Origin of the sequence: Salinispora pacifica DSM 45544, assembly GCF_000378845.1 — a bacterium.
GTDB classification, from domain to species: domain Bacteria; phylum Actinomycetota; class Actinomycetes; order Mycobacteriales; family Micromonosporaceae; genus Micromonospora; species Micromonospora pacifica.
Genome location: NZ_KB905359.1, coordinates 96,106 through 109,784, shown reverse-complemented (window position 1 = coordinate 109,784; position 13,679 = coordinate 96,106). Strand labels below are relative to the sequence as shown.

General features: G+C 70.7%; 9 protein-coding genes. 5 read left to right on the top strand and 4 right to left on the bottom strand.

Features of this window, described 5'->3' with window-relative positions; translation table 11 throughout:
- The first annotated feature begins 16 nt into the window (after positions 1-16).
- Complete coding sequence (locus tag SALPAC3_RS0100380; RefSeq protein WP_018219277.1) at positions 17-1,609, top strand: GMC family oxidoreductase; 1,593 nt, start codon at positions 17-19, stop codon at positions 1,607-1,609.
- Between the two features lie 58 nt (positions 1,610-1,667).
- On the opposite strand, the gene SALPAC3_RS0100375 is transcribed toward SALPAC3_RS0100380, so the two are convergent.
- Positions 1,668-3,044 (bottom strand): condensation domain-containing protein, encoded by a 1,377-nt coding sequence (locus SALPAC3_RS0100375; RefSeq protein ID WP_018219276.1) that lies wholly within the window; start codon positions 3,042-3,044, stop codon positions 1,668-1,670.
- 4 nt (positions 3,045-3,048) lie between these two features.
- Positions 3,049-4,374, bottom strand: coding sequence for a nucleotide disphospho-sugar-binding domain-containing protein (locus tag SALPAC3_RS0100370; RefSeq protein ID WP_018219275.1), 1,326 nt, complete (start codon positions 4,372-4,374; stop codon positions 3,049-3,051).
- A gap of 300 nt (positions 4,375-4,674) precedes the next feature.
- Between SALPAC3_RS0100370 and SALPAC3_RS0100365 the strand changes: the two genes are divergently transcribed.
- Positions 4,675-6,042 (top strand): FAD-dependent oxidoreductase, encoded by a 1,368-nt coding sequence (locus SALPAC3_RS0100365; protein ID WP_033774791.1) that lies wholly within the window; start codon positions 4,675-4,677, stop codon positions 6,040-6,042.
- A gap of 109 nt (positions 6,043-6,151) precedes the next feature.
- Positions 6,152-7,534: an FAD-dependent oxidoreductase gene (locus SALPAC3_RS0100360; RefSeq protein ID WP_033774789.1), complete on the top strand. Its 1,383-nt coding sequence runs from the start codon at positions 6,152-6,154 to the stop codon at positions 7,532-7,534.
- A 229-nt stretch (positions 7,535-7,763) separates the two neighbouring features.
- On the opposite strand, the gene SALPAC3_RS0100355 is transcribed toward SALPAC3_RS0100360, so the two are convergent.
- The gene (locus SALPAC3_RS0100355) at positions 7,764-8,987 is read right to left on the bottom strand and encodes an acyl-CoA dehydrogenase family protein (RefSeq protein WP_018828006.1); all 1,224 of its coding nucleotides are present in this window, start codon (positions 8,985-8,987) and stop codon (positions 7,764-7,766) included.
- 120 nt (positions 8,988-9,107) lie between these two features.
- Positions 9,108-10,718 carry an MFS transporter gene (locus tag SALPAC3_RS0100350; protein WP_018219271.1) on the bottom strand — a complete coding sequence of 537 codons (1,611 nt, stop codon included), beginning with the start codon at positions 10,716-10,718 and terminating at the stop codon, positions 9,108-9,110.
- Between the two features lie 249 nt (positions 10,719-10,967).
- Between SALPAC3_RS0100350 and SALPAC3_RS0100345 the strand changes: the two genes are divergently transcribed.
- Both SALPAC3_RS0100345 and SALPAC3_RS0100340 read left to right on the top strand, forming a co-directional pair.
- Positions 10,968-12,350 (top strand): FAD-binding oxidoreductase, encoded by a 1,383-nt coding sequence (locus tag SALPAC3_RS0100345; RefSeq protein WP_018219270.1) that lies wholly within the window; start codon positions 10,968-10,970, stop codon positions 12,348-12,350.
- A 130-nt stretch (positions 12,351-12,480) separates the two neighbouring features.
- Entirely contained in the window at positions 12,481-13,635 is a 1,155-nt protein-coding gene (locus SALPAC3_RS0100340) for an epoxide hydrolase family protein (protein ID WP_018219269.1), read from the top strand.
- Positions 13,636-13,679 lie beyond the last annotated feature (44 nt).

The window sequence follows — 13,679 nt, the reverse complement described above, 5'->3', positions numbered from 1 at the left end:
GACCTGAAGGGATGAGATGTACGACTACGTCATCGTCGGCGGCGGATCCGCGGGGTGCGTGCTCGCCGCCCGGCTCAGCGAGGATCCGGACGTGCGGGTTTGCCTGGTCGAGGCCGGGCCGCCGGACACCGACGAGAACATCCACCTACCGCTGGGCGCCGGACAACTGTTCCGCACCCGGCTCGACTGGGACTACGACACCCACGATGAGCCTGAGCTCACGGGCCGACGGCTCTACCTGCCCCGGGGGCGGGTCCTCGGGGGCACCAGCGCCCTGAACGGCATGGTGTACATGCGCGGCAACCCGCTGGACTACGACGCTTGGCGGCAACCCGGGTGGGGCTTCGCCGACCTGCTGCCGTACTTCCTGCGCGCGGAGGACAACGAGCGCGGGCCGTCGGTGCACCACGGCGTGGGCGGGCCCCTCGCCGTGGCCGACAGTCGGTCAAACAATCCGATCGCCACGGCGTTCGTTGACGCGGCCGTGGAGGCGGGCTTCCCCAGCAATGACGACTTCAACGCCGACCAGCAGGACGGCTTCGGCCGGTACCAGCTGACGCAGCGTGACGGGCGACGGTGCAGCAGTGCCACCGCGTACCTGCATCCGGCCGCCGGTCGGCCCAACCTCGAGGTCGTGACGCACGTACAGGTGCACCGGATCCTGTTCGCCAGCGGACGCGCCGTCGGCGTCGTCGGGGACCGACTCGACGAGACGGTTCGCCTCGAGGCGCAGCGCGAGGTCATCGTCTGTGCCGGGGCCTACAACTCGCCGCAGCTGCTGATGCTCTCCGGCATCGGCGACCCGGCCGTCCTGGCCCCACTGGGCATCCCGGTGCTGGTCGAGCAGCCGGAAGTAGGGCGCAACCTGCAGGACCACCCGGCGGTCAACCTGGTCTTCACCCATCAACAGCCGTTCAGTCTGTTGACCGCGTTCGACGATGAACACCTGCGTGAGTACGCCGAGCACCGGCGTGGGCCGCTGACCTCCAACGTTCCGGAGACCGGGGGCTTCGTCCGCACCCGTGGCGGGCTGCCCGCGCCGGACGTGCAGTTCCACGCGTCCCCGCTCATGTTGCTGGACGGCGGCCTGGATGCGCCGACGGCGCACGCACTGTCGTACGGGCCCTGTCTGCTCACCCCGCGCAGCCGGGGCTCGGTGACCCTCGCCTCCCCCGCTCCGACCACCAAGCCCCGGATCCGACACGGCTACTACACCGAGCCCGAGGACCTCGACGGCATGGTGCGAGGGTTGCGCATCGCCCTGGAGGTGGCGCGGCAGAAGACGCTCGCGCCCTACACCGAACAGCCGTACCGGGTGCCGTCGTCGGAATCCACCGCCGAACTGCGCCAGTTCATCCGGCGCAACACCCAGACTCTGTTCCACCCTTCCGGCACCTGCGCCATCGGCACCGTGCTCGACGAGGAACTGCGGGTCCGGGGGGTGGACGGCCTGCGGGTGGTGGACGCTTCGGTGATGCCCACGCTGATCCGTGGCAACCCCAACGCCCCGGTGATGGCGATGGCCGAACGCGCCGCGGATCTGCTCCGCGGGGCCGGCTCCGGACGACCCCGGACGGCAGCGTCCGGTACGGGCAGCCGGGTCCGCTGAACCGAGCTGTGGGGCAGGTACACCAGACGGTGTACCTGCCCCACAGCTGTTCGGCGGGTCAGTTGGACGGCAGCAGCGCCTCCGGCCGTTCCACCATCTCCCCGAGCAGGTGGGCGAACTCGGCTGCCAGGGCCTCCACCGACGCGTCGTCGTGCAGATGGCGGTCCAGCTTGAGGCTGCTGACAGTGCCACCGGACGGGAGCACGTCGAGGGCCCACAGTCCCCCGTTGGGGATGTCGCAGCTGTCCCGAGCCGTCAGCAGACGCTCCCGCAGTTCGGTGTAGACCAGGTGGCCGACCCGGCGGCCCTCCAGCCCGGCCGGAAACTGCAGCAGCTCGAAGCCGAGGATGTCCTGTTCGGGTGCGGTGGCGGTCATCAGCTGCGGCGCCTCCCCCTCGACCAGCGGGAAGGGCAACTCGTGGGTGTAGGCGCCGAGGCAGGTGGCCCGGGTCTCCCGCAGCACGTCAACGAAGGTCCGGCACCGCGACAGGTCGATGCGCAGCGGCAGGAAGTTGAGGAAGGGGCCCACCGTCCGGGCGAACCGCTCAAGCTTCCGGCCGGAGCTGAAGCTGCCCACCACCACGTCATCGGTCTCCGCCCGCCTCCCCAGCAGCACCGCGAAGGCCGCCAGGAACGCCATGAACGGCGACGCCCGGTTGGCTCGCGCCAGCCGCAGCGTCGCGGCGGTCACGTCCGCATCCAACCGGGCGCGGTGGTCCGTGTACGCCGCAACGGCGCCGGCCACGGCGGGCCGGTCGGCGGTGATCGTGGTGAACCGGGCGTCGGCCAGCTTCTCCCGCCAGTAGCGGCGAGACACGGAGAGGTCCGCCCCCGTCAGCCAGTCCCGCTGGTCGCGCACGAAGTCGCGGTACTGCGGTACCACGGGCAGGCTCTCGGTTGACGCGTCGCAAAGCTGTGCGTAGCGCAGGGCCAGATCCTCGACGAGCACCCGCATCGACCACCCGTCGCCGGCGACATGGTGCACGACCAGGACGAGTACCGCGTCGTCGGCGGCGAAGCGGCCCAGGAAGGCCCGCAGATGCGGCAGCTCCCGCACCGGGTGGCGCCCGGACTCCACGGCATGCAGGAATTCCTGGGCCAGGAGCTCACGCCGCGCGGCCGCCGGGGCGGCGATGTTCTCGACGGTCAGGGGCACCGGGCGCGCGTCAACAACCCACTGCGACCCGGCCTCGGCACCCCGGCCGACGGCGGTGCGCAGCATCTCGTGCCGGCGTACCAGGTCGTCGAGCGCCGTCTGCAGGACGTCGACCCGCAACGGGCCACGCAGCCGCCAGCATGCTGAGGCAATGTGCTTGGCGCCGAAGGATCCACTCTCGTCGCCCGTGTCCAGGCCGTAGAGGAACTCCTGTTGCAGGGAGAGCGCGGAGGGCCCGGACCGATCGACCGTCGGTTCGGTGACCTCGGGCAGACTCATCGCCTCACCGCCGCACGAGGTCGGTCAGCGTAGGGATGATCTCGGCAGGGCTGGGCTTGGCGAGCCACTCCTGACGCAGCCGCTCGGCGCCCTGCCGGTACGACGGATCCTCCAGCAGGTTGACCAGTTGGGCGCGGATCTCCTCCGCGGACTGCCGCTGGTGGTTCATCCGCACGCCGGCCCCACGCTCGGTGATGTACTTCGAGCAGAACCACGAGTCCTGATGCCGGTCCGCGTTGCTGACCCGGATGTCGTCGCCCTCACCGGTGAAGATCTGCCGGTGCGGTTCCTCCGTGTCAATGATCATCTGTGGGATGCCGGCGGCCTGGGCCGCGCGGAAGGTGCCACCCGCACCGTGGTAGACGATCGCCGAGCAGCTGGGCAGAAGCTGGGCCAGCGGCACGAACTCCACCACGCGGACGTTGTCCGGCACTCGGGGGGTCGAGGCCAGCTGGCCCTCGCTCAGCGTGGCGACGACCTCAATGTCCAGTCCGTCAACCGCTTCCATGATCTTCGGTACCCGGGTGTCGCCGCCGGTCTGCCACAGCCGTACGGACAGCCCGAGCGAGACGGCGACCCGAGGCTTCTCCGGGCTGCCGTGCAGCCACTCCGGCAGCCGCCAACCACCGTGGTAGGGGATGCCCCGCACCGGCACGGTGTTCAACCGCTGAGACAGGCGCAGCTCCGCCGGCAACGGATCGACGGTCACCTGCCCGAGCAGCAGATCGTCGTCAACCTTCAGCCCGTACCGGTCCGCGACCGGAGTTACCGCCTCTACCAAAGGATTGCCGCCCAGCGCGGCGACAGCCGGGTTGCCCCGGTCCTGGAACAGCTCCACCGACCAGCCCCCGTAGTCCGGCCCGAGCAGCAGCCGGGAGTGGGCAGCCCCGCAGGCACGGGCGATTATGCCGCCCAGGGGGAACCAGGACTCCCAGAGCACGAGGTCGGGCTGCCAACGCTGGGCGAACTCGACCATCCCGTCGATGTCCGGACGGGCCTCACGGGGCAAGAAGAATCGCGCGTTCAACGAGTAGTACTGGTAGAAGACGTCCCAGTGGTCACGCTCGACCGGGTTCAGCGCGAAGGCATCAGCGAACCGCTCGCGCATCTCCTGGCTCGGCAACAGGCCGTGCTTCTTCCAGTTCGCCAGGGACAGCGGCACCATTTCGCCGAACGACACCACCGGTAGTCCGGCGGAGATGATGTCGTCCTCACCGCCCGGTGCGGTCACGACGCACACTTCGTGTCCGGCGTTGCGTAACGCCTGGGCGTAGGGCATGACCTGGTAGGAGTGGGTCGGGTGGGGAATGGTGGCGACCAGCACGCGCATGGATGCTCCCAGGACGACGTTGGACTCGTTTCGGGCAGACGGGTACGCACGAGGCGTACCGATGCAGCCAGTGCAGCACCGGACGGCGCGGGCGGGCATCTCCGAAGGTGCGCAGACCCCTCCGCCCGGAACCGGCTCGGCAAGCTCAGAGATGTCCCCGCGCCCGTGTCGGTGCGACCGTGACAACGGCTGGGGCGGCAGGCACCGGCCGTTGCTCGGCGCCCGGCTGTCCCGTCCCCACGACGGGAACGGCGAACCCGTGGCGCCGCCGGACGTTCCCCCGCGGAAGGGTGTGACTCCATGGGTCTGACTTCGAGGCAGCGCGCAGTGGTGATCGGCGGCAGCATCGCCGGCCTACTCGCCGCGCGAGTGCTCGCGGATGTCTATGCCGAGGTGGTGGTCGTCGACCGCGACGAGCTGACCGGCCGATCCTCGGCCCGGCGCGGTGTACCGCACGGTAGCCACGTGCACGGGCTGTTGGCCCGGGGCCAGCAGGTGATCGAGGAGCTGATGCCCGGCTTCACCGAACGGATGGTCGCCGATGGCGCGCCACTGTCGGACCTGTCGGACACCGTCCGTTGGTACTTCCACGGCCGCCGACTGAGGTCGGCACCGTCCGGACTGACCTGCGTCGCGGCGAGCCGGCCGATGGTGGAACGACACGTACGCGAGTCGGTGGCGCAGCTGCCGAACGTCAAGTTCCTCGAACGCCAACAGGTCCTCGGCCTGTTGACCTCGGCCGACGGCGGCACAGTCACCGGCGTGCGGGTCGGTGGTGTCGAGACCTCCGAGGACGAGCTCGTCGACGCTGATCTCGTGATCGACGCCTCCGGCCGAGGCTCCCGAACCCCCGTCTGGCTCTCCGAGTTGGGCTACAGCCGTCCCGCCGAGGAACGCGTCAAGATCGACCTGACCTACACCACCCGCCGGTTCCGCCTGCGCTCGAACGAGATGCTCGGCCGCGACATCTCCATCAACCCCGTGTCGAGCCCGTCGCACCCGCGCGGCGCCTTCTTCACCCGAATCGAGGACGGCCTCTGCGCCCTGTCACTCACCGGAGTGCTCGGCGACCGGGCACCCACCGACCCCGAAGGCTTCCTGTCCTGGGCGCGGTCACTACCCGTGCCCGACATCTACGACCTGGTCCGCGACGCGGAGCCGATCGACGAGGCGGTGGCGTTCCGCTATCCGGTCAGCGTACGCCGCCGGTACGAGCAGCTGACCCGTCTCCCGAGCGGCCTCCTGGTCGTCGGCGACGCGGTGTGCAGCTTCAACCCGGTCTACGGGCAGGGCATGTCCGTCGCCGCGTTGGAGGCGCTCGCCCTACGGGAGCACCTGCAGCGCAGTCCGGTTCCGGACCCGGCGGCCTTCTTCACCGACATCGCCTCGACCATCGATGTGGCGTGGGGCATCTCGGCGGGTGGCGACCTGGGCTACCCCGAGGTGACCGGCGAGCGCACCACCCAGATCCGGGTGATGAACGCCTACATGGGCCGGCTGCAACGCGCCGCCGTCCACGACGGGCAGATCACCCGGACCTTCATGCGGGTGGCCGGTTTGGTCGAGCCACCGCAGGCGCTGATGCGCCCCGGCATGCTGCTCCGGGTGCTGTGGCACGGCCGCCAACCGGCCGCCCGGCCCGCCACCGGTGCCGGAGCGGGCACGTGATGCCAACAGTGCGCGACGAGCAGGCGTCCAAGGGACTACCCAGCCGGCACGTGGCCCGGTCGGGGCGGGCCACCGGTGGTGCCGGGGCCACGAGAAGGGAGAGGATCCGATGAGCACTGCTCCGCGCAGATGTGCCGTGGTCATGGGGGCGAGCATGGCCGGCCTGCTGGCCGCCCGGGTGCTCGCCGAGGCGTACGAACGGGTCGTGGTCGTCGACCGCGACCAGGTGCTCGGGGTGCGCGAGTCCCGCCGCGGAACACCACACACCCGGCACGCGCACGGCCTGCACGCCCGGGGCCACCTCATCTTCGAGGAACTCTTTCCCGGGCTGACCGACGAACTGCGGGCCGCCGGGGTCCCCACCGGTGACCTCGGCGAGATGCGCTGGTACTTCGACGCCCGGGAACTCCGACCCGCGCACACCGGCCTGCTTTCGGTGACGGCCCTGCGGCCGGTGCTGGAGGAACATGTCCGGGCCCGGGTCACGGCGCTGCCCAACGTGCGGATCCGGGAACACTGCGACGTCCTGCGGCTGGAGACGAACGCGGGGGGTGAACGCGTCCAGGGGATCCGGGTACGCGATGCGAACGGCCGCGGCGACGAGGAACTGATCGAGGCCGACCTGGTGGTCGACACCACCGGCCGGGGCTCACGCACCCCATCCTGGTTGGCGCGGCTGGGGTACGAGCGGCCTCTCGACGAGCGGATGAAGATCGGCCTGGCCTACACCACCCGCCTCTACCGGTCCCGCCCCGAGATGTTCGACGGGGTCCAGTCGATCAACCCGGTGGCCTCGCCGGCGCATCCCCGCGGCGCGTTCTTCGGCCAGGTCGGCCCGGATCTGTGCATCTTGTCGCTGACCGGGATCCTGGGCGACCGGCCGCCGACCGATCCCGAGGGCTTCCTGGAGTTCTGTCGAACGCTGCCCGTGCCCGAGGTCTTCGAGGCGGTCAAGGACGCGGAGCCCGTGGACGACCCGGTCTGTTTCACATTTCCGGCGAGTGTGCGGCGACGGTACGAGCGGCTCTCCCGATTCCCCGACGGTCTGCTGGTACTCGGCGACGCGGTGTGCAGCTTCAACCCGGTTTACGGGCAGGGTATGTCGGTGGCCGCCCTGGAGGCGATGCAGCTACGCGAGCATCTGCGCTCGCCCGCCGCGCCCGAACCGCGACGCTTCTTCGCCGACCTCGCCCGGATCATCGACGTTCCGTGGGACATCTCGGCCGGCGGAGACCTCGACTTCCCCGAGGTGGAGGGTGATCGCCCGCTCAAGATCCGAGTGGCCAACGCCTACCTGGGCCGGTTGCGGTACGCGGCTACCCGAGACGCCCAGGTGACCGACGCGTTCATGCGGGTGGCGGGGCTGATGGATCCGCCGCAGGCACTGATGCGCCCGGGGATCGCGCTGCGGGTGCTACGGCACTCGCTGCGTCGGTCGAGCTCCGGCGCGCAGCCGGCCCGACCGGCCACTCCGGACCCGGCGCCCCGGTAGGCGTACCCCACTCGACCGTCGGCCGGTCCAGCGAACCGGCCGACGGTCGAGCCCGTCCAGCCGGCCCCACGGGCGTCCGGCGCGGTACGTCGACCGACCGGCGTCGGGATGGACAGCCGACGTCACCACCCGCCGCAGACCGCGGCCACGCCGGCGTTCGCCGCCGTGGCCGACGCCAGACGCTCCGGGCCACACGGATTCGGCGCTCGGGCCAACACCCGAGGCACCATCAGCGACCGAAGCGCTCCCGGGTGAACTCACGGTTCGCCTGGTGGGCCAGGAAGACACCGAGCCCGCCGTGGCTACGCATCATGGACATGTCTCGCCACACCCGCTCGATCCGCTCGCCCCGGCGTACCGCGCTGGACCCCGCGGTCGGGAAGAGCTGGGACTCCACGGCACGCCAGCAGAGCCGTGCCGCCTCCCGGCTCACCAGGGCCAGCCGCAGTTCCTCCGCCCGGGTGACCGTCGCCGGGTCCTCGCACAGCTCGCGCCACTGCCGTACCGCATCGAAGACGGCAGCCTCGGCGGTGTCGATCAGGGCGTGCGCTTCGGCGTACCGGAACTGGTAGTCGGCATCGTCGACCCGGTCGTGGATCGGCGGGTAGATGGTCGTGCGCGACAGCAGCAGTTCCTCGTACGCATCCAACGCGCCACGGGCCATGCCAGCCGCCAGCACCCCCAGCTCCAACAGCATGAAGCTGAGCTGGCCGCCGCCGTACTCGGGGCTCGCGTGCAGTTGCCGGCCGAGCGCGTCGGTGGCCGGCGACACCTGGCTCAGGTGCACCCGTCGGGTGAACCGGTCGGGCACCAGCGCGTCGCGCACCACGATGCTGTGCGACCCGCTACCCCGCAGCCCCAGCTGACCGCCCCAGTCGTCGAGCCGTTCCCACTGCTCACGTGGGAGCACGAAGAGCATCGGCTCGGGCTCGCCATCCGCTCCAGGAACGAGGGTGTGTGCGGCGAAGTGGGTCGCGAAGGGCGCCCCGGAGCAGTAGCCCCAGGTGCCGGTGATCCGCCAGTGCCCGTCCCCGGCGCGCTCCGCGGTGCCGCTCGGCACGACGGTCAACGGGCAGATGAAGTCGCCGTCGCGGAACAGCTCGTCCTGCGCCGCGCGGTCGAACAGTGTCGCCACCGGCAGCGCGTGGGCCGCGCCGAACAGGTACATCCAACCCGTGGAGGGGCAGGCGCGGGCCAGGGTCATCGCCACCCGGAAGAACGTGTCGACACCGAACTCATAGCCGCCGTACCGGCGTGGCACCAGGATGCGGTACAGCCCGGCTCGGGTGAACGCCTCGTGGACGTCGGGGGCGTAGAAGGTCCGCCGCTCCGTCTCGGCCTGCCGGTCCGTCAGGCCGGGGGCGAGTTGGGTGACCCGGGCGAGCAGTGCCTCCGGGGTCAGGTCGGGCTCGGGCGGCGGAGTCGGCGGGTGCTCGCGATCCCTCGTGACCATTGTCATCGCTCTGGTCCTTCGTCTCGTTGCTGGCGCGGCGGGCGTCGACAACCCTTCGACAGCCTGGCACCCCGGGCCGGCGGGGGCATCTTCGGTGTTGCCCCCGCCGGCCCGGAGCACTCAGCCGACCGGGTCCCGCTCGACCGACGCGGGTACGTCCGCCGGCCGGCCCGGGGCCGGCGGGGTCAGCTCGACGCCGTCCCCGTGGTACGGACGGCTACTCGGCGGCACATGCCGCAACATCGTGACGGCCACCACCGCCGCGGCCAGCGCCACCAGGGCGCTCGCCAGCGCCGTGGTGTGCAGGCTGGTGGTGATCGCGTCAAAGACGTCGGCGAAGAGCTGCTGGGATTGCTCCGCGGGGAGACCGCCGGCCACCGAGAAGGCGCCGGCCGCGCTGTCACGGGCGGCAGCGGCGACCGATTCGGGCAACGCCGGGTCGAGCTGAATGGAGTTTTGGTAGGCGGCCGTCCCGAACACACCGATGGTGGCGATACCCAACGCGATGCCGAGTTCGCCGGAGGTCTCGGTCAGCGAGGCGGCGGAGCCGGCCTTCTCCGCCGGCGCGGATTGCAGGGTCAGGCTGGCGCCGAGTGCGGCCAACGGAGCCAGGCCGATGCCGGTCACCACCGTGCCGGTCACCAGGAGGCCGAGCTGACCACTGTTGTCGACCTGGGTGAGGAGGAGGTATCCGCCGGCCTGGACGACGAGTCCGGCCGCGATGGCGAACGCCGGCCTGATCCGCCGGACCACCAGTGGGGCGATCTGGATGACCACCACGGAGGTGAGTGTTGACGGCAACAGCCACAGGGCGGTGGCCATCGGCGAAAGTCCCGCGACCGTCTGCAGGTAGAGGTAGACGAAGAGAATCGTGCCGGAAACCACACCGACGCAGAGGGTAAGCACCAGCGCGGAGCTGAGGGCACGGCTACGGAAGAGCCGTACGTCGAGCAACGGGCTGGCGAGCCGACGCTGCCGGAGCACGAACAGCACCCCGGCGACGATCCCCACGGCTACCGTGGTCAGTACCGTGGCGTCGACGCCGGTCCGGGACAGTTGCTTGAGCCCGTACACCAGCGACAGTACGGCCAGCAGCGACATCGCGACACTGACCAGGTCGACCCGGCCGGCACCGCTGCTCCGGCGTTCGGGGAGCAGCCGCGCCCCGAGCAACACGGTCAACAGGGTGACGGGCACGCCGATCAGGAACGCCGCACCCCACCACAGGTGCTCGATGAGCGCGCCACCGATCAACGGGCCGATGGCGGTGCCGGCGGTGAAACAGCCCATCCAGACCGCGATCGCCGTGGTGTGCTGCCGCCGGTCGCGGAACATGGCGCTGATCAGCGCCATGGTGGACGGCATGATGGTGGAGCCGGCGATGCCGACCAGGGCACGGGCGACGATGAGCATGCCGGCGCTGGTGGCGTAGGCCGCGAAGAGGCTCGCCGCGGCGAAGCCGACCAGGCCCAGGAACAGCAGGCGTTTGCGCCCTATCCGGTCGCCGAGGGTGCCCATGGTGACCAACAAGCCGGCGATCATGAAGTCGTGAATGTCGGTGATCCACAGCTGCTGAAGGCTGCTGGCGCCGAGGTCCGCGCCGATGTGCGGCAGAGCCAGATAGAGAACGCTACGGTCGAGCGCCACCAGGATGGTGGGCAACATCAGTACGGTCAACGCGACTATCTCGCGTCGGCCCGCGCGGATCGGTGGAGCGACAGCGCTGTCCATGAGATGCCTCTCTGCCGTTACCGGTACGTCGGATCGACGTAGGTGATCGCCAGTCTCACACCACGCGCGGCGGCGCCCTTCTTTCAGGATGCGTACTCTTCGGCCGCTGACCGGCAGCCGGACGGGCCGGGCACGGAGGAAGTTGCCCGGAACGCACCGCGGTGTCGAAACTCCCCGCAGCGCCGCCCGGCCGGGTCGCGCCGGCGGACGGCGCGACGTCGTCGTCCCGACACAGGAGGCGGTGCAGCGATGACGTCAGCGAACCGGAGCTACCCGGACGTCACCTGGCCGGGAGACCCGGGATACGCCTCGGCGACGCAGGTGTTCAACCTCGCCGGCGCACCCGAGCCGTCGGCCGCGCTGACCGCCACCTCGGTGGCGGAGGTCCGCGCCGCCCTGCGGTACGCCACGGCGCGGCGACTCCCGGTGCGGGTGCACACCACCGGGCACGGCAGCACCGGCGCCCGTCCCGTCCGCGGTGGCCTGCTCATCCGGACCCAGTTGCGGGACGAGGTGGCCGTGGACAGCGCACGCGGCACGGTCCGGGTGCCCGCCGGCTCCCGATGGGGCGAGGTGGTGGCCGCCACCGCCCCGCACGGCATGACGGTGGCGCACGGTTCCTCCCCCACCGTGGGCGTGGTCGGCTACGCGCTCGGCGGTGGGCTGAGCTTCTACGGCCGGACAACCGGCCTCGCGGCCAACACGATCCGCTCGGTGGATCTGGTCACCGCCGACGGCGAACTACGCCACGTCGACGCCGGCTCCGACCGGGAGCTGTTCTGGGCGCTGCGCGGCGGCGGGGGCGGCTTCGGCGTGGTGACCGCGTTGGAGCTGGAGATGCTGCCGGTCCATCGGGTGTTCACGGGTGCGGCCTGGTGGCGCGGCGAGCACGCGGAGCGGCTGCTGCGGATCTGGCGGGACTGGACGATGCGGGCTCCCCACACCGCGACCACCTCACTGCGGGTGATGAACCTGCCACGGATGCCGGAGGACCGGCTGGGGCTCTCCGACGGTGTCATGGTCAGCGTGGATGGTGCGGTCGTCTGCGATGAGGATCCGACCGCCCCGGTGGCGCGGGAACTGCTGGATCCGCTGCGGGCCGTGGCCGAGCCGGTTCTGGACACCTGGGCGCTGACGGATGTCATGGGGGTCCTGAGCGCACACATGGACCCGGACCAGCCGATGCCAGTGATCGGCGACCACCTGCTGCTCCGAGAACTGGACGATGAGGGGATCGGACGGCTGTTGGGAGTGCTCACGGAAGGCTCCGGCTCGCCCCTGATCGCGGCCGGGCTGCGGCAGCTCGGTGGTGCGTTCGCGACACCGGCGACGGCGGGTGGGGCGTTGGACCGGCTCGACGCCGCCTACTCGTACGCGGGTTCGGGCGTACCGATGGACGGTCGCACCGTGGACGCGCTCCGTGGGCACTGTCAGGTCGTCCGGGAGGCGCTACGGCCCTGGGACACCGGCGGCACCGTCCCGTCGTTCGTGGAGTCGTTCGACCAACCCCAGGGTCACCTCGACCCAGAGCGCGTCGAGGCGGTCGACCGGGTCCGGGAACGGGTCGACCCGCACGGCGTGCTGCGCGGCGATGTTGCACCGAACGCCACGTTCCGGTTTCGGACCGGCTGACTTCTCGCGGATTGCCGCGTTTCCTGCGGCGGGGCGGGTGCGCAACGGCCGAGGTGATCCGTCGGACAACCGGCGGTGAGGCTGGAGGTGGCTGATCCGGCCGTCAGGAGCGCACCCCAGTGGAGCTGCCATGCATCCCTTCCGTATCGAAATCCCGCAGCACGCGATCGACGATCTGCATCGGCGGTTGGCGGACACCCGCTGGCCGGACGAACTACCCGGGGTCGGTTGGAACCGCGGGGTACCACTGGCACACCTGCGGGATCTGGCCGCCTACTGGCGCGACGGGTTCGACTGGCGGGCCACCGAACGGCAGCTCAACACACACCCGCAGTTCCGGACAGAGATCGACGGCGCGACAGTGCACTTCCTGCACGTCCGGTCGCCGGAACGGGACGCCCTGCCCCTGGTCCTCACCCACGGCTGGCCCGGAGCCGTAACGGAGTTCACCGACGTCATCGGTCCGTTGACCGACCCCCGCCGGTACGGCGGCGACCCGGCCGACGCCTTCCACCTGGTTATTCCGTCGATACCCGGCTTCGGCTTCTCCACCCCGCTGACCAACACCGGCTGGAATGCCCGGCGGGTGGGGCAGGCGTGGGCGGCGTTGATGGCGCGGCTGGGCTACGAACGGTTCGGAGCGCAGGGCGGTGACGCGGGCTCCGTCATCTCGCTGGAGCTGGGCCGGCTCGCCCCCGAGCAGGTCGTCGGGGTGCACGTCAACATGCTGCTCACCTTTCCCTCCGGCGCGCAGGGAGAGCTTTCGGGCTTGACCGAGGTGGAGTTGGGGCGGCTGGAACGGCTGGCCCGGTTCGACACGGAGCTGTCCGGCTACATGAAGCTACAGTCGACCCGGCCGCAGACCGTCGCCTACGGGCTCACCGACTCCCCCGTCGGCCAGCTGGCCTGGGTGACCGAGAAGTTCCGCGAGTGGGCCGACCCAGCCAGCTGGGAGAGAGGCGCCATCGATCGCGACCGGGTGCTCGACATCGTGTCCATCTACTGGTTCACGGCCACGGCCGGTTCCTCAGCCCAGCACTATTACGAGGGCGCGCGCGACCTGGCGCCAGCGGCTGCCGGAGCTCGGCCCGACCCGCTCAAGGTGCCGGTGGGGGTGGCGGTGTTCCCGCACGACATCCTCCTGCCGATCCGACGGTTCGCCCAGCGGGACATCCCGAACATCGCGCACTGGACCGAGTTCGACCGGGGCGGTCACTTTGCCGCACTGGAGCAGCCCGAGTTGATCACTAGCGATATTCGCCGCTTCTTCCGTCCGTTGCGGTGACATTCGGGGGCGGCGCCGCCCGATCGAGCGCGGCTGATTGACAA

What these genes read in the sequence shown, in the direction of transcription:
- SALPAC3_RS0100370 (WP_018219275.1), bottom strand. Translation starts at nt 4,374, where the DNA reads ATGCGCGTGCTGGTCGCCACCATTCCCCACCCGACCCACTCCTACCAG.
- SALPAC3_RS0100375 (WP_018219276.1), bottom strand. Translation starts at nt 3,044, where the DNA reads ATGAGTCTGCCCGAGGTCACCGAACCGACGGTCGATCGGTCCGGGCCC.
- SALPAC3_RS0100340 (WP_018219269.1), top strand. Translation starts at nt 12,481, where the DNA reads ATGCATCCCTTCCGTATCGAAATCCCGCAGCACGCGATCGACGATCTG.
- SALPAC3_RS0100365 (WP_033774791.1), top strand. Translation starts at nt 4,675, where the DNA reads ATGGGTCTGACTTCGAGGCAGCGCGCAGTGGTGATCGGCGGCAGCATC.
- SALPAC3_RS0100360 (WP_033774789.1), top strand. Translation starts at nt 6,152, where the DNA reads ATGAGCACTGCTCCGCGCAGATGTGCCGTGGTCATGGGGGCGAGCATG.
- SALPAC3_RS0100350 (WP_018219271.1), bottom strand. Translation starts at nt 10,718, where the DNA reads ATGGACAGCGCTGTCGCTCCACCGATCCGCGCGGGCCGACGCGAGATA.
- SALPAC3_RS0100355 (WP_018828006.1), bottom strand. Translation starts at nt 8,987, where the DNA reads ATGGTCACGAGGGATCGCGAGCACCCGCCGACTCCGCCGCCCGAGCCC.
- SALPAC3_RS0100345 (WP_018219270.1), top strand. Translation starts at nt 10,968, where the DNA reads ATGACGTCAGCGAACCGGAGCTACCCGGACGTCACCTGGCCGGGAGAC.
- SALPAC3_RS0100380 (WP_018219277.1), top strand. Translation starts at nt 17, where the DNA reads ATGTACGACTACGTCATCGTCGGCGGCGGATCCGCGGGGTGCGTGCTC.